At 57.7% G+C, this 21,693-nt stretch carries 23 protein-coding genes and 1 pseudogene; 16 read left to right on the top strand and 8 right to left on the bottom strand.

Features of this window, described 5'->3' with window-relative positions:
- Positions 1-209: 209 nt before the first annotated feature.
- Positions 210-608: a methyltransferase family protein gene (locus tag LPB072_RS11490; RefSeq protein ID WP_197508815.1), complete on the top strand. Its 399-nt coding sequence runs from the start codon at positions 210-212 to the stop codon at positions 606-608.
- Between the two features lie 543 nt (positions 609-1,151).
- Here LPB072_RS11490 and LPB072_RS11485 read toward each other — a convergent pair.
- Both LPB072_RS11485 and LPB072_RS23150 read right to left on the bottom strand, forming a co-directional pair.
- On the bottom strand, positions 1,152-3,536 hold the full coding sequence (locus LPB072_RS11485) for a heavy metal translocating P-type ATPase (RefSeq protein WP_082876884.1): 2,385 nt from the start codon (positions 3,534-3,536) through the stop codon (positions 1,152-1,154).
- Positions 3,537-3,542: 6 nt separating this feature from the next.
- The gene (locus tag LPB072_RS23150) at positions 3,543-3,779 is read right to left on the bottom strand and encodes a DUF2933 domain-containing protein (protein ID WP_082876883.1); all 237 of its coding nucleotides are present in this window, start codon (positions 3,777-3,779) and stop codon (positions 3,543-3,545) included.
- Positions 3,780-4,050: 271 nt separating this feature from the next.
- On the opposite strand from LPB072_RS23150, the gene LPB072_RS11480 reads away from it, so the two are divergent.
- Both LPB072_RS11480 and LPB072_RS11475 read left to right on the top strand, forming a co-directional pair.
- Positions 4,051-4,737 carry a heavy metal response regulator transcription factor gene (locus LPB072_RS11480; RefSeq protein ID WP_066089710.1) on the top strand — a complete coding sequence of 229 codons (687 nt, stop codon included), beginning with the start codon at positions 4,051-4,053 and terminating at the stop codon, positions 4,735-4,737.
- Positions 4,734-6,116: a heavy metal sensor histidine kinase gene (locus tag LPB072_RS11475; protein ID WP_066089707.1), complete on the top strand. Its 1,383-nt coding sequence runs from the start codon at positions 4,734-4,736 to the stop codon at positions 6,114-6,116. The genes LPB072_RS11480 and LPB072_RS11475 overlap by 4 nt, the downstream gene beginning before the upstream one ends.
- Positions 6,117-6,176: 60 nt before the next feature.
- Here LPB072_RS11475 and LPB072_RS11470 read toward each other — a convergent pair whose 3' ends face one another.
- Positions 6,177-6,458 carry a CopK family periplasmic copper-binding protein gene (locus tag LPB072_RS11470; protein WP_082876882.1) on the bottom strand — a complete coding sequence of 94 codons (282 nt, stop codon included), beginning with the start codon at positions 6,456-6,458 and terminating at the stop codon, positions 6,177-6,179.
- Positions 6,459-6,952: 494 nt separating this feature from the next.
- Positions 6,953-7,207 (bottom strand): annotated as a pseudogene (locus LPB072_RS11465) (integrase core domain-containing protein); the annotation flags it as partial.
- Between the two features lie 81 nt (positions 7,208-7,288).
- Between LPB072_RS11465 and LPB072_RS11460 the strand changes: the two are divergent.
- Positions 7,289-8,569, top strand: coding sequence for an IS110 family RNA-guided transposase (locus LPB072_RS11460; RefSeq protein ID WP_066089704.1), 1,281 nt, complete (start codon positions 7,289-7,291; stop codon positions 8,567-8,569).
- A 171-nt stretch (positions 8,570-8,740) separates the two neighbouring features.
- Here LPB072_RS11460 and LPB072_RS11455 read toward each other — a convergent pair whose 3' ends face one another.
- Entirely contained in the window at positions 8,741-9,319 is a 579-nt protein-coding gene (locus tag LPB072_RS11455) for a DDE-type integrase/transposase/recombinase (RefSeq protein WP_157559293.1), read from the bottom strand.
- A gap of 35 nt (positions 9,320-9,354) precedes the next feature.
- Complete coding sequence (locus tag LPB072_RS11450; RefSeq protein WP_066089702.1) at positions 9,355-9,621, bottom strand: transposase; 267 nt, start codon at positions 9,619-9,621, stop codon at positions 9,355-9,357.
- 238 nt (positions 9,622-9,859) lie between these two features.
- Here LPB072_RS11450 and LPB072_RS11445 point away from each other — a divergent pair, with 238 nt between their 5' ends.
- From LPB072_RS11445 to LPB072_RS11430, 4 genes are all read left to right on the top strand, one after another.
- Positions 9,860-11,719 (top strand): copper resistance system multicopper oxidase, encoded by a 1,860-nt coding sequence (locus LPB072_RS11445; RefSeq protein WP_066089698.1) that lies wholly within the window; start codon positions 9,860-9,862, stop codon positions 11,717-11,719.
- A gap of 124 nt (positions 11,720-11,843) precedes the next feature.
- Positions 11,844-12,806 carry a copper resistance protein B gene (locus tag LPB072_RS11440; protein WP_407927807.1) on the top strand — a complete coding sequence of 321 codons (963 nt, stop codon included), beginning with the start codon at positions 11,844-11,846 and terminating at the stop codon, positions 12,804-12,806.
- A gap of 72 nt (positions 12,807-12,878) precedes the next feature.
- Complete coding sequence (locus tag LPB072_RS11435) at positions 12,879-13,388, top strand: cupredoxin domain-containing protein (RefSeq protein WP_066089695.1); 510 nt, start codon at positions 12,879-12,881, stop codon at positions 13,386-13,388.
- Between the two features lie 179 nt (positions 13,389-13,567).
- Positions 13,568-13,996, top strand: coding sequence for a c-type cytochrome (locus tag LPB072_RS11430; RefSeq protein ID WP_066089691.1), 429 nt, complete (start codon positions 13,568-13,570; stop codon positions 13,994-13,996).
- Positions 13,997-14,174: 178 nt separating this feature from the next.
- Here the strand turns inward: LPB072_RS11430 and LPB072_RS11425 are convergent, their stop codons facing one another.
- Together LPB072_RS11425 and merR are read right to left on the bottom strand one after the other, a co-directional pair.
- Positions 14,175-14,648 (bottom strand): c-type cytochrome, encoded by a 474-nt coding sequence (locus LPB072_RS11425; RefSeq protein WP_066089687.1) that lies wholly within the window; start codon positions 14,646-14,648, stop codon positions 14,175-14,177.
- A 224-nt stretch (positions 14,649-14,872) separates the two neighbouring features.
- Positions 14,873-15,277 carry an Hg(II)-responsive transcriptional regulator gene (gene merR, locus LPB072_RS11420; protein ID WP_066089684.1) on the bottom strand — a complete coding sequence of 135 codons (405 nt, stop codon included), beginning with the start codon at positions 15,275-15,277 and terminating at the stop codon, positions 14,873-14,875.
- 174 nt (positions 15,278-15,451) lie between these two features.
- Between merR and merT the strand changes: the two genes are divergently transcribed.
- The 8 genes from merT (at position 15,452) to LPB072_RS11385 (ending at position 21,693) form a co-directional block, all read left to right on the top strand.
- Positions 15,452-15,802, top strand: a complete 351-nt coding sequence (gene merT, locus LPB072_RS11415; RefSeq protein WP_066089681.1) for a mercuric ion transporter MerT — start codon at positions 15,452-15,454, stop codon at positions 15,800-15,802.
- 12 nt (positions 15,803-15,814) lie between these two features.
- Entirely contained in the window at positions 15,815-16,099 is a 285-nt protein-coding gene (gene merP, locus LPB072_RS11410) for a mercury resistance system periplasmic binding protein MerP (protein WP_066089679.1), read from the top strand.
- Entirely contained in the window at positions 16,096-16,353 is a 258-nt protein-coding gene (gene merF, locus LPB072_RS11405; RefSeq protein ID WP_066089676.1) for a mercury resistance system transport protein MerF, read from the top strand. The genes merP and merF overlap by 4 nt, the downstream gene beginning before the upstream one ends.
- Entirely contained in the window at positions 16,350-18,038 is a 1,689-nt protein-coding gene (gene merA, locus LPB072_RS11400; protein ID WP_066089673.1) for a mercury(II) reductase, read from the top strand. The genes merF and merA overlap by 4 nt, the downstream gene beginning before the upstream one ends.
- A 255-nt stretch (positions 18,039-18,293) precedes the next feature.
- On the top strand, positions 18,294-18,722 hold the full coding sequence (locus LPB072_RS11395) for a hypothetical protein (RefSeq protein ID WP_066089671.1): 429 nt from the start codon (positions 18,294-18,296) through the stop codon (positions 18,720-18,722).
- Positions 18,723-18,992: 270 nt separating this feature from the next.
- Positions 18,993-19,904, top strand: coding sequence for a F510_1955 family glycosylhydrolase (locus tag LPB072_RS11390; RefSeq protein ID WP_066089668.1), 912 nt, complete (start codon positions 18,993-18,995; stop codon positions 19,902-19,904).
- Positions 19,897-20,043 (top strand): hypothetical protein, encoded by a 147-nt coding sequence (locus LPB072_RS23440; RefSeq protein WP_157559292.1) that lies wholly within the window; start codon positions 19,897-19,899, stop codon positions 20,041-20,043. Before LPB072_RS11390 ends, LPB072_RS23440 begins: the two co-directional genes overlap by 8 nt.
- A 30-nt stretch (positions 20,044-20,073) precedes the next feature.
- Positions 20,074-21,693 carry a multicopper oxidase family protein gene (locus LPB072_RS11385; protein ID WP_231943490.1) on the top strand — a complete coding sequence of 540 codons (1,620 nt, stop codon included), beginning with the start codon at positions 20,074-20,076 and terminating at the stop codon, positions 21,691-21,693.

The raw sequence follows: 21,693 nt of genomic DNA, 5'->3' as shown, positions 1-21,693 counted from the left end.
TACGGCCATTTTCGACGTTGAGCCAAGCCTAACAAGTGACGACAGCAGTTTTCATCGTTTCATTCGTCTGTGGTGGCGGTCTTTTGCTGTTATCAGCCGCTTCGCTGCGATGGACAAAGCTCCGCATCTGGCCGCCAGATGAGGTGGGAACGTGGAAGTACCAAGCTTTCTGGTGGCCGTTCCGGGCGCTTGTATTGGGGACCTGCACCTTGAGCGTCATCGACTATCGCAGCGCGGGAGCGTTGCCTATGCACGTTTTCGTCATCGGATGGGTTCTACTGGTTTCTGGTTTCGGTCTAGCCTTCTACATCACTGGGAAACTGGGTTGGCGCGATGCTCACGGTGAAGCAGGTTCGCTTACGACAACGGGTTGGTATGGCTGGAGCAGGAACCCCATTTACGTCGTCACCATATTTGGCCTACTTGGACTTGGACTGGTAGCACACTCGCTTTTCGTCTATCCATTGGTCGCCATCTGGGCACTCCTTTACGTGCTGGCACCATTGCTGGAGGAGCCATGGCTTGAACGCCACTTCGGACAATCGTACGAAGACTACGCAAGGCAAGTGCCTCGCTTTATCGGGGTTCCGCACAAAGAGGGTAAATAGCCGATTACGAATGACCGCCATCGGCGGGTTACTGCTGTCATAGGGCTTCCGGGAGCAGGTTGGCGCCGCATCACCGACGGCTTCCCCATATCTTGAACTTTAGGTTTCGCCCCCGTGGTTGCCCGGCATGCCGAAAATCAGCTTTTCGTGGAGTCAGTTCCCCAAAGCGAATTTGTTTCGATATTCAGCATCCAACCAAAGCCGAAGTACTTGAAGCTCTCCACTGAGGTGTCTGGGAGAAGACGAGGAGCACGTCAAAATATCCAGCGTCGACATCATCGGCTCGGATTGGGCCAGTGCGGGTGGTGGTTATTAATCACAAAAGGGTGCGAATGGCGCCCACCTAGCTCGGTGGAACCCACGCCATGGGCGTGTCCCGCTGGCAGATCAGGGTGTCCGTGCTCAATGGACTCTGGATCCTGAGGCGGCCACACCAGTGTGGCCAACCAGACGGCCAATGCCGCAGGTTTTTTAGCGCTGATCAAGGACGAATGGGCGTGGTGTGAACTGCTTTTGCATGGGGTTGTGTCCGATTCAGAGAGATCAGTGATCGCCCTCTTGATCCACCTTTGAAGTCCGCAATCGAAGTGCATTAGAGATCACCGAAGCAGAGCTGAGGCTCATCGCCAATGCAGCGATCAAGGGCGACAACAGCCAGCCGGTGAAGGGAAAAAGAACGCCAGCGGCCAAGGGCACACCCAAGGCGTTGTAAATAAACGCAAAACCCAGGTTCTGCTTCATGTTGGCCACTGTGGCAACCGAAAGCGCACGTGCCGTTGCGATGCCGCGAAGATCTCCCTTGACAAGGGTCAGCTGAGCACTGTTCATTGCCACGTCGGTTCCCGTCCCCATGGCTATGCCAACATCAGCCTTGGCCAGTGCAGGCGCATCGTTGATGCCATCGCCCGCCATTGCAACCACACGACCTTCCTTTTGCAGCTTCTCGACCAGCGCCAGCTTGTCTGCAGGCTTGACTTCGCCATGCACCTCTTCAATGCCAAGACGTTTGCCGACAGCCTTTGCGGTGGTCAAGCCATCACCAGTGGCCATGATGATGCGAAGTCCTGACTTGCGCAGCGCGGCCAGAGCGTCGGGCGTGGTTGACTTGACAGGGTCTGACACCGCCAGCAGGCCAGCCAACTGCCCGTCGACTGCAAGATGCATGACGCTGGCGCCTTGGCTTCGCAGTTCTTCGGCTTGCGCTTTCAAGGCCGCAACCGAAACACCGAGTTGATCCATCAACGCGGTGTTGCCGAGCGACAGTGCCTTCCCGTCAACCGTGCCGCGCACGCCAATGCCGGACTCCGAGTCGAACTGCTCAGGTGTGGACAAATCCAACCCCTGCTCGCGCGCTGCCGAAACAATGGCGGCGGCCAACGGATGTTCGCTGCCTTGGTCCAGACTCGCGGCAAGGCGAAGCACATCAACTTCATCGAAGCCATTGGCAGCCAAGGCCTTCTCAAACACGGGACGACCCTCGGTCAGCGTGCCGGTCTTATCGACGATCAGGGTGTCAATCTTGCGCAGATTCTCAATGGCTGCCGCATCGCGGAACAGCACACCGCTGGTCGCCCCCCTGCCGGTCGCCACCATGATGGACATGGGCGTCGCCAAGCCGAGGGCACATGGGCAGGCGATGATCAGCACCGCGACGGCATTGATCAAACCAAAAAACCACCCCTGCTCTGGGCCAAACAGGCCCCAGGCGAAAAAGGTCAAGATGGCGATGCCCACCACGGTCACCACGAAGTAGCCAGCCACGACGTCGGCCATGCGCTGCATGGGAGCGCGAGACCGCTGTGCCTGAGCGACCATCTGCACAATCTGCGACAGCACGGTCGCCGAGCCTACGTGTTCCGATCGCATCACCAGTGCGCCGCTGGTATTCATGGTCGCACCAATGAGCTTGTCGCCAACACGCTTTGTGACCGGCAACGGTTCACCCGTCAGCATGGACTCATCCAGTGCGCTGGAGCCCTCGATCACAATACCGTCCACAGGCACCTTCTCGCCCGGCCGCACACGCAAATGGTCTCCAACGTGCACATTGGACAGCGGGACGTCTTCTTCTGTGCCGTCTTCTGCGATGCGGCGCGCCGTTTTGGGTGCCAGGCCCAGCAGCGACTTGATGGCTGCGGATGTTTGTGACCGAGCCTTCAATTCGAGAATCTGCCCAAACAGTGTCAAAGAAATGATGACCGCTGCCGCTTCAAAGTAGACCGCGACCGCGCCGTTGGTTACGAAGGCAGGAGGGAATATCTGCGGTGCCAAAGTGGCCACCACGCTGTAGACAAAGGCGACGCTCGTTCCAAGGCCGATCAATGTCCACATGTTGGGGCTGCGGTTGACCAGCGACTGAACACCCCGCACGTAAAACGGCCATCCTGCCCATAACGCGACGGGTAGTGAAAGCACCAATTCGATCCAGGTTTGCGTGCGCGGGGCAAACCAGCCCAAGCTATGACCCGCCATTGCCAACACCATGACTGCAATAGAGAAGGGCAAGGTCCACCAGAAGCGGCGTGTGAAGTCAATCAGCTCAGGATTCTCGTCATCCTCCAGCGATGGCATCACCGGTTCCAGTGTCATTCCACACTTGGGGCAACTGCCAGGGTGGTCCTGCCTGATCTCTGGGTGCATTGGGCAGGTGTAGATAGCACCGGCCGCCGGGGGTACTGCCTCAGCCTCATTCTTGATTAGACCATCTTCGCCGCTTGCGTAGCGATCGGGCTGATCGGTGAACTTTGTTCGGCATTTCGCGCTGCAGAAATAGAAGGATTTGCCCTCGTGTATGGCGTGGTGCTCAGACTTGTCGGTCACTGTCATTCCACACACGGGATCTTTCAAGCCATGGGCTTTGGCTAGAGGTGATGCGGAGCCGTGCTTGTGGCCGGCGTGATGGTATGTGTGATTTGATTTGGGGTCCATGGCTACCTATTCCTCGCGTATATCTGCTTGCTTGGTATGCCCACCATGTCCGTGGAAGAAATGCATCAATGGACAAGCCAACAGCAACAGGTAAATCCAGTTCCCGGAAATAGGCGACCAGTTCTCACGCAACAAAAAGAATCCCCCTGCCGCAGCTACCGCCCAAACTGCCGCTTTTAGCGGCCTGCTCAGGTGCCATGAGGACTGGTGTGCCTTGCCTTCTTTTGCTTGGACGGCTGTCATTTCTGTGGATCTTTCACGGTTGGTATTCGGCATCGCTGCCTTTGATGACTTTAACGATAGACCTTGACATGGTGTGAATGTCAAGCGCCAGAAGATTTGAGTTCCTACCTGTTTCTGTGGTGATGATTTACCCACCCCATGACAAAGGCAAATGTCCAAAGCCAGTTTGTTCCCTTGTAGCCATCAGCTACCTAACAGCACGATTACAAATCTGACACCTTTGTTTTTTTACCTTTCAAATGGCGCACACTTCTTGGAAAGGAACAGCGCCATGAAGATACTTATTGCAGAAGATGAACCCAAAACGGGCAACTACCTCCGCCAAGGACTGAACGAAGCGGGTTATGTCACTGATCTGGTGAGCAATGGGGTAGATGGGTTGCACCAGAGCATGGGCGGTGAGTACGATCTCGCCATCCTTGATGTGATGTTGCCGGGCATGGACGGATGGCAAATACTCAGAAGTTTGAGAGCATCTGGGAGTGATATTCCTGTTCTGTTCTTGACAGCGAAGGACCATATCGAGGACCGAGTAAAAGGCCTTGAACTTGGTGCGGATGACTACCTGATCAAACCTTTTTCTTTTTCTGAGTTGCTGGCTCGGGTGCGAACCATCCTTCGACGCGGGAGGACTGGCACGGAGGTCACCTTGCTCAAAGTGATGGATCTCGAACTGGATCTCTTGCGGCGCAGAGTATCCCGCGAAGGAAAGCGCATCGACCTCACGGCCAAAGAGTTTGGGCTTTTGGAACTCTTGATGCGTCGCCACGGTGAAGTGCTTCCGCGTTCGCTCATCGCATCTCAGGTTTGGGATATGAACTTCGACAGCGATACCAACGTCATTGAAGTCGCGATCAGGCGTCTCAGGGCAAAAATTGATGACCCGTTTCAACACAAGCTTTTGCAAACCGTGCGAGGCATGGGCTATGTCATCGAGGAGCCAGAGGTTCCCGCGTGACTGTCCGTCTGTCACTTACTGCCCGAATCGGCGTCCTCTTCACTCTAATTTCAGCGTCTATTCTGATGGGCCTGGGCTGGCTCATTTCAACGTCGGTTGAGCGCCACTTCGTGGACCTGGATCGCGCGGCACTGCAGGACAAGCTGCACCTTATCCAAGAAATCGGAGCGGAGTCAACAGATCGATCCGACCTCGCGATGCGGCTAGCAGATGTGCTTCAGAGCCATAAGGACCTCGCCGTGCGCATCCAATCGGGAAGCGATGTGGTCTTTGCAACCTCAGATGAGACCACACTTACATTAGACAATGGAGTTCAAAGGACGGCTTCTGTAGAGGGCCTCTTCTCATGGAAGCGCAATGGACTTAGCTACCGTGCACTTGAAGGGAAGATGGCCGCTCCTGGAGCGTCTGCCGCGCCCATGAATATCCTCGTGGTGTTGAACACCCAACACCACGCACGCTTTAAGGCGATTTTCGAGAAGACACTGCTGATCTATATCGTGGTGGCTACACTCATTTGCGGTGCTTTGGGGTGGCTCGCAGCGCACAGTGGACTTCGGCCGCTGAGAAAGATGAGGGCCCAAGCGGGCGCTGTGAACATCAAAAACCTGGATCAGCGGATGCCAGTGGAAACTATACCCATTGAGATGGCTGATTTGGCCCAAACACTCAATGACATGTTTCAGCGTTTGCAGATCGACTTTCAGCGGCTCACTGAGTTCTCCTCGGACCTCGCTCATGAGCTGCGCACGCCCATCTGCAACATGTTGACGGAGACACAGGTTGGGCTTTCACAACAACGCACCGTCGCCCAACACGAAGAGATCTTGGCGTCAAATTCGGAGGAGCTTCAGCGTCTGACCCGCATGGTCTCAGACATGCTGTATTTGGCCACCACCGAAAACGGCATCTCACTTCCCAACCCCGAAATTGTCGTGCTTGAGGACGAGGTCTCTGCATTGTTTGATTTCTATGAGGCATTGGCGGAGGAAAGTCGCATTGCCCTGGTCTGGAATGGGCAAGGAGCCACGCGGGGTGACAGCCTCATGATCCGCAGAGCTATCAGCAACTTGATGTCTAACGCCTTGCGGCACACATCACCGGGTAGATCCGTCGAAGTGTCTATCGAGCCTTGTGGCAGCGGCGTAACTGTTCATGTATCCAATGCGGGCGCCGACATACCGACGAGCAGCTTGCCGCGACTCTTCGACCGGTTTTACCGCGCCGACAGCTCCAGGACACATCCTGAGACAGGCGGTGCAGGCTTGGGACTGTCCATCACCCAAGCCATCATGCGCGCTCATGGCGGTGAAGCCTTCGCGACGTCTCAAGGTGGAACAACATGCTTCAGCTTGAATTTCCCAGGCGATGCTGACTGAATTGAAGGACGCCGAAGCAACTGGCTCTGATGGGCCTAAAGTTGCCTCGACCCCAATTGATCAGTTGGCGTGACCCTTTCGAATCAAGACGGAAAGTTGGGCGATTTCGTTGCCCACTGCGGCAATTGGTTGACCTTCGACTGGAGCCAACATTTCGCCTGGCTTGAGGTACACCGGGCGGCCAAATTTGTTGGCTTTGGCCATGCGGCCGTCCTTGAAGACATAAAGTGTTTCGCCGCCTTTGAGGGGCACAGTTTTGCTCAAGTTGGAGGGTTGAGCGTCCATGGCGAAGACTGGTGCAGCGGCAATGGCCAAGATGAGAAGAGAGTTTTTCAGTTTCATGGTGTTTCCTTCGGGTTTTCATAGGCTGCGTGTGCTGCCTCTTCCGTACCAAACGGTACAAGACGTACTTTAGAAAGATCAGCCTTTCAGAAGGCCTTCTGAGAAATTACAGATGCGTCAACTGCTTGACCACTTTGGCGATCGGGGGTAGGGCTTGCTACTCTTCCCTTTCAGGATGAACGCAAGCGCCAAGGGAAGTTTTGCTGAATCTTCATGGCCAAGTGTTCACCCAGGTCGGGCACGATGCGGCTTCAAATGCATGTCCAACTTGACGGTCATTACGGCCAACCCGAATTGAATCAAGCGACCTGGATGTTCTAGCCATGAAATGGCTGGCAGGCAGCTCTTGGACTGTTGAGTGATGTAGCTCACAACTCTGGCGACTGTGCCCAAGCTCATTCACCGCATGAGGTGCTTGCGAACCCGATAGCAGATGAAGCCACCTTGATTTCCTGAGCCAGTCAAAAGTAGAGGTTGGGGAATTGTTTCACACGGTATTCGACAGGCGGGATCCGGCCCAGTGACTCATGCGGTCGCTGGTGGTTGTATCGGTGCAGCCAATCGGCCGTCATGTCTCTGACCTCCTGCAAGGAATCGAACACGTAGCAGTCCAGCACCTCGGTGCGGTAAGTCTTGTTGAAGCGTTCCACATAGGCGTTCTGGGTGGGTTTGCCGGGTTGGATGTGGTTGAGGGCAATGCCCTTGGACTCGGCCCACTGCGCCAAGGCATGGGCAATGAACTCGGGCCCGTAGTAAATGCATAGTGGTTGTCAGCCACTGCCGGCAGCAAGCATCCTTGGGATCGCTGACTTCCGAAGGAGACCACCCCAATGGCTAACACGAACCATCCTATCGCCGCACTGCACTGGGTTGCAATAGACGTAGCCCGCTACTGGAACGCTGTCCTTGTTGAGACTGCATCGGGTCAACGACACCGATTTCGCATGTCCAACAGCGCTGCAGACATGCAAAGTCTGATTGATTTCCTGCGCGGCCTGGGTGGTCGCTGCCTCGTAGCTTTGGAGCCCACCGGCGACTACCACCGCCCGATCGCACACCGGCTGCTCACATCGGGCTTTGAGGTTGTTTCGATCTCTTCTGTGGCCCAGTCCCGGTTCCGAGAGGCGATGTTCAATTCCTGGGACAAGAACGACCCCAAGGATGCCGCGGTCATCCTGGAGATGCTCAAGCAAGGTCGCACTCAGCGGTACGTCGATCCCATGCTGGCCGGCCATCACGACATCCAGGAGCTGTCCAAGACCTACTACCAGATCAGCCGCGCCAGAACCAAGGTACAGCACGCGATCATCAACCACCACGTGCCGCTGTACTTCCCCGAGATGCACAAGTACTGGACCAGCACACGCAACGAATGGTGGGTGAAGTTCATGATCGAGTTCCCCACCCCTGCCCATGTGCGCCGATACACCTGCCAGGAATTCATCGAACTGGCCTCGCCAGTGGTCGGTCGCCGCGTTCATCGCGTGGCCAAGCTCACTGAGGTCTGGGAATGCTGCGCAGACTCCGGGGCACTGCCGCACGATCCACAAAGCGTCGCTGTCCAGACCTTTCTGTTCACGCTGCGCCACTATCAGCACCTCAATGACCTGCGCCGCCAGCTCGAAGAACAGGCTCAGAACCTGCTGGCCAGCGATGCGGACTACATCAACCTGATGTCTCTGCCGGGTGTTGGACCCATCAACGCGCTGACCATCCTCGCCGAGGCCGGCAATCTGCGCCGGTTTGGGCATCACCGGCAGTTTCTGAAGTACTGTGGCTTTGATCTGGCCAAGAGCCAGTCGGGTGTGCAGCGCGGCCGAGAGAGGCTCTCCAAGCGGGGCAATGCCCGTCTGCGGCTGGCCTTCTGGCTGGCCGCCGTTGTCGCGATCCGAGCGCGCGAGAACTCGTTTCGTGAGAAGTACGACCGATACGTCAGCAGCAACCCCAAGGACCCGGACCTCAAGCGCATAGCGCTCACGGCCGTGGCAGCCAAGATGGCGCGCGTGGCGTACGGAATGATCAAGAAGAACCAGCCCTACCGCCAGTTCTTCGAGCAGAGTTTGCCCAGCGGATCGATCCCTCTCAACAGGGCCGTCGGGGCGCCGACTTAGGTCGGGGACCCCTTAGATAATGCTCGGACCTTCCGCTGGGCTGCCTACGCTGTTTTAGGTACGGTGAAGATCACGCCGATGGCGTCGTGAATCTTGTTTCCACTATGGTTAACCGAGGCTCCCTTATGCGGCGGAACCGCGTCGCTGATTCTGCTCATTGCTCTTTGTCATTCACCGATCTGTGCCGCCAGACCGGTGCACGATGCTGTTGCCGTTTGTCGGAACACCTCTTGCATTTAGTACGTTGTCCATGCGGATGGACTGCGGCGCACCACGCAGCTCGACCAGTTCATCCAGAGCCCGGATGACCCGTGCTGCGGGCAAGCTGGTGTCGACCTCGATACGCAGGCACTCGCGGTTGAACTCGTCGATGACGTTGAAGGTGCGGAACCGCCGTCCTGACCACAATGCATCCGACATGAAGTCGCAACTCCAGCCCTGATTGGGTTGGCCGGCCGCCTCCAATGGCTGTCTGATTCGGGCAGGCAGCCGCTTCTTGCCGCGCCTGGGCAAGTTCATCCGCAGCTCGCAGTACACACGCCACAACACGGTCTTGCCCCAAGGCTGCTTCTGATGGCGGGCTGTGGCGTACAACAGGTCAAAGCCATGGCGTGGGTTGATGGCCAGATGGTTTTGAATGAAGTTGATCACCCCGCAGTCGTCACGTGGCACGGGTCTGTAGCGCAAAGTCGAACGGGCCAGACCACTGGGCTTGCATGCCCTGCGCTCACTCATGCCGTGGTCGCTCATCAAGGATTGCACGACCATCTCGCGACGCTGCGGGGTCAGAGCTTTCGCTCGACAACATCCTTCAGGGCGTTGTGCATCAGGGCCAAATCGGCGTACATGCGTTTGAGCTTGGCGTTCTCATCCTGCAACTCTCGCATCTGCGCCAGGTGCGACACGCTCATGCCAGCGTACTGGTTCTTCCACTTGTAGTAAGTGGGGTCGCTGATGCCGTGCTTCCTGCACGTCTCACCGACCTTGCCCCCCAGTTCGACTTCTTTGAGGATCGCCACGATCTGGCTTTCACTGAATCTTGATTTCTTCATATAGAGACTCCGTTGGTTGGAACTCTCTACTCCCGGCTGGTACAAGTTTTCGAGGTGGCTTCACAGAAACCCTCTCACCACAAGAAAATTCAAGATGTCAATTCTGTAATTTGAGCGTCACCCCACTGATAGCGGCGACTTCATAAGCTTCACTCCTATCAGTTGCACCGCTGGTCTGAATGAAGTGTCTCTTCATTGCAGAGCAAGGTGCCAGATGTGTAAACAAAGGACACCCTCAATGAAGCTCCAAGCGAAAAATCCATACCTGCTATCCAGCCCAAAACGCCGAAAATTTGTTCAAGGGCTTGCATCCGGTGGCGTGCTGCTGGGGATGGGCTCGCTTCCCGCAATGGGCTGGTCTCAAGAAGCAAAGAAGTCAGCCGGCGGCGCACCCGTTTTAGACGGGACCGAATTCAACCTTGAAATTGCCGAATCTGCGGTCAACTTCACCGGCAACCCGCGCATGGCAACCACCATCAACGGGTCTATTCCAGCGCCAACGCTTCGCTGGCGTGAGGGTGACACCGTCACTATTCGTGTCACCAACAGGCTTCGCGAAACCACCTCCATTCACTGGCACGGGATCATTCTTCCCTACCAAATGGACGGCGTGCCCGGCATCAGTTTCCCTGGGATTCCGGCCGGTGAGACGTTCACCTACCGATTCAAAGTCGAACAGAGCGGCACCTACTGGTACCACTCCCACTCAGCCATGCAGGAATTGACCGGCATGTATGGCGCGATCATCGTCGAGCCGGCGAATGGAAACGCCATTCGCGCTGATCGAGATCACGTGGTTCTCTTGTCCGATTGGACCGACGAAGATCCTATGCGGGTTTTCGCAAAACTGAAGGTCCAAGGCGACTACTACAACAGGCTGCAGCCAACCGCTGTCGATTTCTTTCGGGACGCCTCTCAAAATGGAGTAAGCGCAGCGGTCAGCCGCCGAAAGATGTGGAACAACATGCGGATGAACCCCACCGATCTTGCAGATCTCTCAGCAGACACGCTGACCTTCCTGATGAATGGTGCGACCCCCGCTGGCAACTGGACTGGGCTGTTTCGCAAAGGAGAGCGCGTTCGCCTGCGGTTCATCAATGGTGCCGGCAATTCTTTCTATGACGTTCGTATACCCGGCCTCAAACTGACCGTGGTACAGGCCGACGGTGTGAACGTAGAGCCCGTGACAGTCGATGAATTCCGTTTTGGACCAGGTGAGACCTACGACGTCTTGGTGGAGCCAACCGACGACGCACACACCATTTTTGCTCAGTCGATGGACCGCTCTGGCTATGCGCGAGGTACGCTGGCGACCCGTGTTGGTCTCGACGCACCGGTACCCCAACCGGACAAGCCTCAGTGGTTGACGATGGCGGACATGATGGGCTCGATGGGCGGCAACATGGGTGGAATGGCAGGCATGGCTGGCATGGCAGGCATGTCTGATGGCGCGCAAATGAAAATGGGCGGTGGCGCACAGGACATGCAGGGCATGGCTGGAATGAACCATGGCGCCATGGCCATGGACCACAGCAAGCATGCGATGCCTGGTGGCGGATCGCTTGCAGCGCCAAGCACCCAAGCCCGCCATGCCCGTACCGAATACGGCGCAAGCACCGACATGCGGGTGGGCATGGCGCGGACCAACCTTGACGATCCTGGTATCGGCCTTCGGGACAACGGCCGGCGTGTACTGACGCTGTCCGACCTTCACACCATTGGAGGCCCTTTGGATCCACGGGGTGCCGAGCGCGAGGTCGAGTTGCACCTGACAGGCAACATGGAGCGCTACACCTGGTCCTTTGATGGGCTGGAGTTTGGTCAATCGACGCCCGTGAAATTCAACTATGGCGAACGGGTTCGGGTGATCTTGCACAACGACACCATGATGACCCACCCCATGCACATGCACGGCATGTGGAGCGAACTGGAAACGCCAGATGGAAAGTTTCAGGCGCGGCGGCACACCATCCCGGTGCAGCCCGCACAACGCGTCAGCTTCCTAGTGACGGCAGACGCGATGGGCCGATGGGCCTGGCATTGCCACCTGATGTTCCACATGGAAGCGGGCATGTTCCGCGAAGTGCTCGTCGCCTAACCCATCAATACAGAACGAAAGCTGATAGATGAACAAGAAGTCCAAATGGATGTTGCTGGCAATTGCCGCAGTTGGAGCGGGCCCAACGCTCGCACAAACAACGAACTCGATGGCGGGCCACAACATGCCCGAAGCCGCCACAGCCGCGCTGATAGAAAAGAAGCCTGAGTCGATGGCCCGTATGGCCTTGCCCGATATGAAGGGCATGGATCACAGCAAGATGGGCCAAGGCACACCTGCTGAATCTGCCGGTTCGATGAAGGGGATGAACCATGGTGGTGCCTCCGCTGAAAAGGCCAGCTCTGGAGACATGGGCGCCATGGACCATGGCGATATGCAAATGCAAGGGGGAAGTGCTCCGGCAGATGCCAGAGACCCCCATGCCTACTCAGGCGGCTACACCTTGGAAGACGGTCCTTACGCGCTTCCAGGCCCGCGTCAACTGCGACTGGCCGATGAACACAACTTTGCGTCTGTCATGTTCAACACCCTCGAGCATGGACTGAGCAAAGGGGATGGCACGACCGCATACGACGCGCAAGCATGGTTTGGCCGAGACTACAACCGATTCGTGCTGAAGGCCGAGGGTGAGGTAGCGAATGGCAAAATTGAAGATTCGCGCACAGAAGCGCTTTGGAGCCGTTCTATTGCCACCCACTGGGACGCCCAGGCAGGAGCGCGCATCGACCACGGCACCGGACCCGACCGTGGGTGGCTGGCTTTCGGCGTGCAAGGTTTGGCCCCTTACTGGTTCGAGGTCGACGCTGCAGCATATGTAGGTAACGGTGGCCGAACGGCCCTGCGCCTCGGTGCCGAATACGAACTTCTCCTCACCCAGAGATTGATTCTTCAACCCAGTGCCGAAGTCAATATCTACGGAAAAGACGACTTGGCAAGAGGGATCGGTCGCGGCTTTTCGAATGCTGCAGCTGGCTTGCGCCTTCGGTACGAAATCAGCCGCCAGTTCGCTCCCTATGTAGGAGTGGAGCGCACGGCCCTCTTTGGCAAGACCGCCGATATCGCGCGCTCTGAAGGCGCATCCACTGGCGGCACCCGCTGGGTGGCAGGTGTTCGTTTTTGGTTCTAACTCTGCTTCTCCTTTTCGTCACCTCAACTCGTAGCTTTCTCTCAACTCTCTCAATCCGATCCTAGGAACAATATGTACAAAACACTCTCAACCTTGATTCTCGCAACCGTCCCAGTCTTCGCTATGGCAGGGGGCACCCATGCCGTTTCAGGTGACGCGGATGCATCCCACAAAGGCATGGCCGGCATGAAGATAGAAGCGGATCATGATTCAGCCATTGGTCAAGCAGGGGATGCCTCTAAGGTCGATCGAACGATTGAACTTTCGATGGATGACACCATGCGATTCACACCCGGCCAGATCAATGTCAAAGCGGGTGAGACCATCCGGTTCTTCGTGAAGAATGGTGGCAAGGTGCCGCACGAAATGGTCATCGGAAGCATACCCGAGCTGAAGGAACACGCTGCCATGATGCAGAAGATGCCTGGCATGCAGCACGCTGAAGCAAATATGGTCACGCTACAGCCTGGTCAACGCGGTGGCTTGGTCTGGAAATTCACCCAAGCGGGTGCAGTCGATTTCGCCTGCTTGATCCCCGGGCACATTGAAGCGGGAATGGTCGGAAAAGTCAACGTTCAGTAAAGATCACCCTGCCTTCTGTGTCGCAGCCGATCACAGTTTGACCATTTCTGCAGATTGCGCCACACCCGTTTGATGGGCGCGCAATCTGCAAGTCCATTGAGCTTTCTTGCTTGGGGATCAATGGCACGCTTTTGAAGCTCTGGTCAATTCGATGGCGGCATCGTTGCATGGAGATATGAATGAAAACCTCAACAAAAATCGGCTTGGCCACGTTGTCATTGGCACTGGTTGCAAGTGCTGGACTGGCTTGGTCTCAGCGCATCCAGGATTTACCGCCCTCTGCCAAGGGAATCAAGGTCCCTGCGTTGTCGCCTATGGCTGTGGCAGGCCAGCGCGCCTACGAAGCTACTTGCGCCAAATGTCACGGTGCATTCGGCAGTGGCACGGACAAAGGGCCGTCGTTCCTCAATCCCGTCTATAACCCTGGGCACCATGCCGACGAGGCCTTCATGCGTGCTGCGCGCAACGGTGTTCGCCAGCACCACTGGCGTTTCGGTGATATGCCTGCGCAGCCCACGGTGACGGATCAAGAGGTACAGCAGATTGTTAGGTTTGTTCGAGAGATTCAGCAAGCCAACGGGATCGTGTTTGAAGCACATCGCATGTAGATGCCGATTGGCCTTCATCCGGCCACCGGGGTACCCGTGGCGGTATGCTCATGAGCGGACAGTCTGGTTTCTCTACGGGAACGCCGTAACCTACATGTCACATGGTCCCGAATTCTGAGAGCAATGCCGAGATCATGTTTCTTGCATCCGTACATTGTCTGGCCAACAGGCTTTGACGCTATTTCTGATCTGTGTTCACCAGATCGTTGTTCTTACGAACTTCTGGCGGCCATTGCGCCTTTATCCAGGAAAGTACAGCAATGATCTGCTGGTCGCTGAGGGTGTCCGCATAGATCGGCATCGCCGACTTGTAGGTACTGTCCCCGATCACTTTTGCAACGCCCAACTTGGTGATCTGAAACAGAGTCTTGTCGTCGTGATGCCAAGTGTGGCCGCTGGCATCGTGAGGTGGAGCGGGTAGCAAGTCATCCGGGCCGCGAGTTCGCCATTCGGATTGCCCTTGAAGATTGGCTCCGTGGCATGACGCACAGTGCATTTCGTAGAGCTTCGAGCCTGTCGCCACGACGCTGGCGTCATCCGGATGCAGCCGGTAAGGACTCTCCTTTTCGTCAGATTTCTTGATCATGACGACGGCTGCAGCGACGACAGCTATCGTCAAAACCACGGTCAGAACGGTTACGGTTGGTTTCACGGCTAGTGGCTTTCGTTCAGATCCTGTTAATGGTGTTCGATATTGTTCACATTCGGATTGGATCCAGACACGGGAAACTTCCCTAGAGTTTACGAGCTCCGCAGACGGTCAATGTGACCTTTAGGGACACGCCGCAGTCCATCTTTGCATCGGCCTTAGTCACTTCTATGCGTTGGAGAGCAGGCCGATTCGGGTATGTCTGCCGGCAGCGGCGCCAGCCTTCATCACGATTGCAACGCCATGATCATCGGGCAGCAAACATTGCCCCTGCTTGATTTGCACTGGCTGATCATGTCGCTCAATGCCCGCTCAATCTGACGAAGCCCTGCGAGCTTGTCTTTCACCATGGCGAGTTTGTGTTCAGCCAGGACGCGCGCGTCATCGCAATGGGTACCGTCGTCGAGCAACAGCAAGCCGTTTACCTCGTCCAGACTGAATCCAAGCTGCTGGGCAGCCTTGATGAATCGAACCCGGGCCACGTCCTGCTTGCCGTAGCGCCGAACGCCGCCGGGCGGTCGGTCGGGCTCGTTCAATAAGCCCCTGCGTTGATAGAAGCGAATCGTCTCGACACCCACATCGGCTGCCGCCGCCAGCGCGCCAATGGTGAAGCCCTCAGGTTTGTAGTGCATGCTGTTTGACTCCGTACTTACGTCCGGAAATAAGCTTACAGCATCGATGATTCAGCCCACTTGTCTTCCCCAGTTGCGAAGGTGGCATGGTCAATAAACATACCGCTTGACTCTGTACCCATGTACGGAAGTATGCTGGCTGCATCGAACCTTCATTCTCAAAAGGATCCACCCATGGAAAAGGCTCAAGACAGCCGAGGGGCGCTGGCCGCAGGAGGCGTCGCCGCTATCCTGGCATCCGCCTGCTGCCTGGGCCCTCTCGTTCTACTCTCGATGGGTATTGGTGGGGCATGGATTGCCAACCTCACGGCGTTGGAGCCGTATCGACCCATTTTCATTGGTCTCGCGCTGGTCGCGTTGTTCTTCGCAGGGCGACGAATTTTTCGCCCTGCTGCGGACTGCAAGCCGGGAGAGGTCTGCGCCATACCGCAGGTGCGGGTGGCCTACAAGCTGGCGTTCTGGGCGATCGCCGCATTGGTGCTCGTCGGACTCGCGTTCCCTTACATCGCGCCTTGGTTTTACTGAAAGGAATCCATCATGAACAAGTTTTCTCTGGCCTTGGCTTCAATCTGCCTTGCCACCGCACCGGCTTGGGCCGCCGTGCAGACGGTGACGCTGTCCGTTCCAAGCATGGACTGTCCGGTATGCCCGATCACGGTGAAGAAGGCGTTGGCCAATGTGCCAGGCGTCGACAAAGCCGAGGTCAACTTTGACAAACGCCAGGCGACGGTGACCTTTGACGACGCCAAGACGGACGTTACCGCGCTGACCCAGGCAACCACCAATGCCGGCTACCCCTCTACGCTGGCCAAACAACCATGAACAGCCAACAGTGGTTCCGCACCGGTGTGGTGTCTTCGGTGCTTCTCGCACTGTGCTGCGTGACACCGATTCTTTTCATTGCCATTACGGCGGTGGGCCTTTCAGCCTTGGCGGGTTGGTTGGATTTCGTCCTGATTCCTGCGCTCATCATCAGCATGGGTCTGACCTATTGGGCATGGCGCCGATGCCGCAAAGATGATGCTTGTGCTGTCGATGCTCGGCAAGGTGAGCGGGCCAGGGATTCCAACCCATGAACGCACACACACTTCACATCACGGGCATGACCTGCATGTCATGTGCCGCTCATGTTGAGAAGGCACTGACCGGCGTGGCTGGCGTCGGTTCGGCGAAGGTTTCATACGAGCAAGGCCAGGCGCAGCTGCAAAGCAGCGCGCCGATGGATCCCGCTGAACTGATCGTGGCCGTCGCGCGCGCTGGCTATGGCGCCGAACTTGAAGCGAGGCCATCGAGCCTCCACGGCAATGGCGAAGCTGCCGCGCGCCGAAATGAGGGACCACGACCCGCCATCGGACCGGATGGAGAAGGCCTTGGTGTGGCGATCATCGGCAGCGGCGGTGCGGCAATGGCGGCTGCGCTGAAAGCGGCCTCTGAAGGCGCACGAGTGACCTTGATTGAGCGCGGCGTACTGGGCGGTACCTGCGTGAACGTCGGTTGTGTTCCGTCAAAGATCTTCATCCGGGCCGCCCATGTGGCCCACCTGCGTCGGCACAGCCCTTTCGACGAAGGCATCTCAACCGCGCCACCGGTGATCGACCGTGGTCGGTTGTTGGCCCAGCAACAGGCGCGGGTGACTGCGTTGCGTGAGGCCAAGTACGAGGGCATTCTTCGAGACACGCCGGCCATTCAAGTGCTGCACGGACGCGCCCGATTCATGGATGCCAGTCATCTTGCGGTGGATCTTCTGGATGGAGGCGAGCGCACGCTGGCCTTCGATCGCTGCCTGATCGCCACCGGCGCCAGTGCTTCCATCCCGCCGATCCAAGGGCTGGCCGGAACGCCGTACTGGACTTCGGCAGAGGCGCTCGAGTGCGAGCGCATTCCCACACGACTCCTCGTTGTTGGTGCATCGGTTGTGGCCGTCGAACTGGCTCAGGCCTTCGCCCGCTTGGGCAGCCAGGTCACGATCCTGGCTCGCCACGGGTTGCTGTCGGCCGAAGATTCCGCAGTTGGAGAAGCACTGATAGGGGCGTTTCGCACCGAAGGCATTGAAGTGCTGGAACACACGCAGGCCGATTTGGCAGCCCATGTCGATGGGGAGTTCGTGCTGACCGGCAAAGGTCAGCAGTGGCGCGCGGACGCGTTGTTGGTCGCCACTGGCCGCACGCCGAATACAACTGATGTCGGGCTTGATGCTGCTGGTGTGAACGTGAATGATGCCGGCCAGATTCTGGTCGACTCGGGCATGAGGACCAGTGCCTCGAACATCTATGCGGCGGGGGACTGCACGGACCAACCCCAATTCGTCTACGTGGCAGCCGCTGCCGGCACCCGAGCCGCCATCAACATGCTCGGGGGAGATGCGCAACTGGACCTGTCCGCCATGCCGGCGGTCGTCTTCACCGACCCGCAGGTGGCCACGGTTGGCCTCACCGAGGCGCAGGCGCGCCAGGCGGGTATGGCAGTTGAAACCCGGACTTTGGCACTGGAGCATGTGCCTCGCGCCTTGGCCAACTTTGATACGCGCGGCTTCATAAAAATGGTGGCTGAAACCGGTAGTGGGCGCCTGCTGGGTGTTCAGGCGGTCGCACCAGAGGCAGGTGAACTGATCCAGACTGCCGCCGTGGCCATTCGAGCCGGAATGACGGTGCACGATCTGGCTGACCAGCTGTTTCCCTATCTCACCATGGTCGAAGGTTTGAAGCTTGCTGCACAGACCTTCACCAAAGACGTTTCGCAGTTGTCTTGCTGCGCCGGATAAGTTTCAGGCTCAAGGTCGGCTGCGAGTAGCATCTGCTGTGGTCCTTGGCTTGCACTTCATCGGACCTCGCTGCGCCAGCGACAACCTCGAGCAGCGTTCAGACGTTCAGAATTTGGAGCTCGAAAAGCCAGACCATGGAATTCCATCAGTGGCGTTCCAAATTCGCTTCCTCCCGGCCAGTATAAATTTTCAACTCAATTGAGAAACCTCGCTTGGGATGCGGAACCAATCTTCATTCCAGAGAATCAATAGGAAATGGTGATTTCCCGATCTTTGCGCCGATTCGTCGCCATCCTGTTGATGGCGTCGCTTGTCTATGCGCAACTGGCACTCGCCTCGTACGCTTGCCCTACCGATTCGCCAGCCCTCGGAACCGCATCCGGCATTAGCATGGGAGCGGGCGAGATGGCCCTCAAAGGCGTGGGTGAGACTTCGGCGGAAAATTCGGCTTGGAAATTGGATCCTCGTCAGCCTGGAATGTGTGTCGGGCACTGTCAGTCCTCTAGCCAAAACGTCGATGTGAAACCCGCACCGAGCCTCGCGCCAGCACTGGTAGTCGGTTTTTTCACCTTCGAACCCAGCGCGCAATATGCGCTGCAAGGTCGGGCGGTCGGCCCCGCCGAAAGCCCCTCGCCCCAGGCAGATCCTCCGCACGCGATCCTGCACTGCTGCTTTCGCATTTGACATCACGTATTGACCCGTGCTGACTGCCTGAACTGGTAGTCAGGTGGCACGGGCACGTGGAATCTGGCTGGTCGGCGACACCAAGTCCTGCGTGAACTCCGACCACGGACTTGCTGAGGCACGTCAAACCGTTCTTCGAACGACCAAACCGCCTCGCGCCTCCCTACATATCTTGATCGTGTCGATGCCTGAACTTGCCTTGCTGATGCTTGCCAAGCAGCAACCGGCCACCTTGGGCCCGACAACAAATGTCCTCCAATAGGAAAAAAAATGAACTTCAAAATTGTGTTTCGCAACATGACCATGAGCGGGCTCTTGGTCGGATTGATGGCCACGACCGGCGCTTATGCTGGCGGATCTGTCACGCTGACCCATGTGCATGGCCTGTCTTACAGCACCGACGGTGCACGCATCTTGATTCCCAGCCACGATGGCCTGGCTGTCTTCGAGAACGGGAAGTGGTCCAAGGCGGAGGGACCTGCGCATGACTACATGGGCTTCTCGGCCACCCGCAACGCTATTTACAGCAGCGGCCATCCAGCGCCCGGGTCGGGGCTGACCAACCCTTTCGGACTGATCAAGAGCAGTGACGGCGGCAAGAGCTGGAAAGATCTTGGCTTGTCAGGTGAGTCTGACTTCCACTCATTGGCGGCGAGCTATGGCACCAACGCAGTCTACGTTGTCAATCATGGCGCGAACTCGCGCATGAATCAGCCTGGCATCTTCTTCACCATGAACGATGGCTTGCAATGGAAGCACGCGGCGGCGGATGGGCTGGGTAAAGAGTTGAAGACCCTGGCAGTGCACCCGTCCGAAGCCAATACTGTGGCGGCGGGCGCCGCTGACGGACTCTACCTGTCTCGGAATGCCGCCGAGAAGTTTGATCGGCTTTTTGGTGGCCAACAAGTTTTGGCCGCAACCTTCGATCTCGATGGGCAACACCTGTGGTTCAGCGGCTACGCCGGCAAGCCATCTCTGATGCGGATCGCGCTCAAACCCGGATCGGCTCCGGAGACTCTGACCCTGCCCGCACTGAGTGAAGACGCAGTGGCCTACATCGCGCAGAACCCAGTGCGTCGCAGTGAGCTGACGATTGCCACGTTCAAGCGCAGTGTATTTCTGAGCAAGGATGCAGGACGCAGCTGGACGGCTATCGCCCAGGATGGGAGCACACATGAATAGTCCTAATCAACCTCAACCTCAACCTCAAGCGCTACGTATTGCAGTCATCGTGCTGGCCGTCATTGGTGGCGTCTCGCTGCTGAGCGCCGCGAGCATGGCGGTGATGCACGGCTCGATGATGACGGGCATCGGTTGTTGAATGATCAATCAATCACGAAGGGAGAACCAAATGAATCAAATGAACCACCAACGCCGCCTGTTGTTGCTGGGTTCCGCCGGTGCCGTTGTCACGGCCTCCATTGGTACGTCCGCCTTGGCTGCGCAAGGCAAGGCAGGTGCCGACGTGGACGTCCATATCGAATTGCATGCCCTGCCCGATCAGGTGTCGATTCGGTCTGGCAAACCGACCCAGGTCTGGCGCTACCGCAGCAAGTTGTTGCGCGGTGAGCCGCATACGCTCGAGGCCTCGGCCGGTGGCTACCTCGGTCCCATCATCCGCGTGCGTCGCGGTCAGCGGATTCGAATCGATCTCATCAACGGACTGCCCGAGTCGACCATCATTCACTGGCATGGCCTGCATGTACCAGAAGAGATGGACGGGCACCCGCGATTCGCGATCGCTCCGGGTGCGCGCTATGTGTACGAGTTCAAGGTCGACAACCGCGCTGGCAGCTACTGGTTCCATCCACATCCGCATGGTCGTACCGGAAAACAGGTTTATGCCGGGTTGGCCGGGCTGTTCCTGGTCAGCGACGACGAAGAGGCTGCGCTCAATCTGCCGTCCGGCGCGCAAGACCTGCCGCTGGTGATCCAGGACCGCAATTTCGATGCCGACAACCAGTTTGTCTATCTGGGTGGTGGCAAAGATGCGCCCTCACAACGCCGCGGCATGATGGGCGGGGGAATGATGAGTGGCGGGATGATGGGCGGCGGCGGCATGGGCTCGATGATGGCCGGCATGATGGGTGTGCTGGGTGATCAGGTTCTCGTCAACGGCAGCATCCCGCGGCAACGCGAGGTCGAACGTCGGGCTCACCGCCTGCGTCTGCTGAATGCCTCGAACACACGCACGCTCAAGCTGGCCTGGAGCGACCAGACGCCGCTGACGGTGATCGGCAGCGACGGCGGCTTGCTCGCAGCGCCATTGCAGCGTGACTATGTGATGCTGGCACCGGCCGAACGGGTCGAGTTGTGGGTCAATTTCAGCCGCTGGGCGGGCGCTGCAGAACCGACGCTGCGCAGCCTCGCCTTCGAAGGCGGCATAGCCATGGGCAGCATGATGGGCGGTGGCGGCAGTCTGTCCGACGGCGCGGCGTTCGATGTGCTGCGGTTCAAGGTCAGCGATGGCAAGGGTCGCGACGAGTCGCCGCCCGCGCGCCTGTCCACGATTGCCAAGGCCGAGCCTCTCATGGCGGTCAACTACGCCCATCCCAAGGTGTTCGAGCTGACCATGGGCATGATGGTTTGGGGCATCAACGGCGAAAGCTTCGACATGCTCGGCGCCAGCGAGCTCGAAACCGTCAAGCTCGGGACGAACGAGATCTGGGAGTTCCGCAACGAAGGCCGCGGCTCGATGATGGGCATGGTGATGCCGCACTCGATGCACGTGCACGGCCTGCAGTTTCGCGTTTTAACGCGATCGGTGTCGCGCAAGTTTTCCGACGAGTACGACTCGGTCAAGGCCGGTTTCGTCGACGATGGCTGGAAGGACACGGTGCTGGTGATGCCCGGCGAGCGGGTTCGTGTGTTGCTTCGCTTTGCTGATTTTGCAGGCCTGTTTCTTTACCACTGCCACATGCTTGAGCATGAAGACACGGGCCTGATGCGCAATTACCGGGTGGAGGCGTAG

This window comes from Hydrogenophaga crassostreae (assembly GCF_001761385.1).
In the GTDB taxonomy this organism is placed as follows: Bacteria; Pseudomonadota; Gammaproteobacteria; order Burkholderiales; family Burkholderiaceae_C; genus Hydrogenophaga; species Hydrogenophaga crassostreae.
This window is presented reverse-complemented; position numbering and strand designations above follow the sequence as displayed.

Coding starts and splice junctions, on each gene's coding strand:
- LPB072_RS11485 (WP_082876884.1), bottom strand. CDS start 3,536: ATGGACCCCAAATCAAATCACACATACCATCACGCCGGCCACAAGCAC.
- LPB072_RS23150 (WP_082876883.1), bottom strand. CDS start 3,779: ATGACAGCCGTCCAAGCAAAAGAAGGCAAGGCACACCAGTCCTCATGG.
- LPB072_RS11480 (WP_066089710.1), top strand. CDS start 4,051: ATGAAGATACTTATTGCAGAAGATGAACCCAAAACGGGCAACTACCTC.
- LPB072_RS11470 (WP_082876882.1), bottom strand. CDS start 6,458: ATGAAACTGAAAAACTCTCTTCTCATCTTGGCCATTGCCGCTGCACCA.
- LPB072_RS11460 (WP_066089704.1), top strand. CDS start 7,289: ATGGCTAACACGAACCATCCTATCGCCGCACTGCACTGGGTTGCAATA.
- LPB072_RS11455 (WP_157559293.1), bottom strand. CDS start 9,319: ATGAGCGACCACGGCATGAGTGAGCGCAGGGCATGCAAGCCCAGTGGT.
- LPB072_RS11450 (WP_066089702.1), bottom strand. CDS start 9,621: ATGAAGAAATCAAGATTCAGTGAAAGCCAGATCGTGGCGATCCTCAAA.
- LPB072_RS11445 (WP_066089698.1), top strand. CDS start 9,860: ATGAAGCTCCAAGCGAAAAATCCATACCTGCTATCCAGCCCAAAACGC.
- LPB072_RS11440 (WP_407927807.1), top strand. CDS start 11,844: ATGCCCGAAGCCGCCACAGCCGCGCTGATAGAAAAGAAGCCTGAGTCG.
- LPB072_RS11435 (WP_066089695.1), top strand. CDS start 12,879: ATGTACAAAACACTCTCAACCTTGATTCTCGCAACCGTCCCAGTCTTC.
- LPB072_RS11430 (WP_066089691.1), top strand. CDS start 13,568: ATGAAAACCTCAACAAAAATCGGCTTGGCCACGTTGTCATTGGCACTG.
- merR (WP_066089684.1), bottom strand. CDS start 15,277: ATGCACTACAAACCTGAGGGCTTCACCATTGGCGCGCTGGCGGCGGCA.
- merT (WP_066089681.1), top strand. CDS start 15,452: ATGGAAAAGGCTCAAGACAGCCGAGGGGCGCTGGCCGCAGGAGGCGTC.
- merP (WP_066089679.1), top strand. CDS start 15,815: ATGAACAAGTTTTCTCTGGCCTTGGCTTCAATCTGCCTTGCCACCGCA.
- merF (WP_066089676.1), top strand. CDS start 16,096: ATGAACAGCCAACAGTGGTTCCGCACCGGTGTGGTGTCTTCGGTGCTT.
- merA (WP_066089673.1), top strand. CDS start 16,350: ATGAACGCACACACACTTCACATCACGGGCATGACCTGCATGTCATGT.
- LPB072_RS11395 (WP_066089671.1), top strand. CDS start 18,294: ATGGTGATTTCCCGATCTTTGCGCCGATTCGTCGCCATCCTGTTGATG.
- LPB072_RS11390 (WP_066089668.1), top strand. CDS start 18,993: ATGAACTTCAAAATTGTGTTTCGCAACATGACCATGAGCGGGCTCTTG.
- LPB072_RS23440 (WP_157559292.1), top strand. CDS start 19,897: ATGAATAGTCCTAATCAACCTCAACCTCAACCTCAAGCGCTACGTATT.
- LPB072_RS11385 (WP_231943490.1), top strand. CDS start 20,074: ATGAATCAAATGAACCACCAACGCCGCCTGTTGTTGCTGGGTTCCGCC.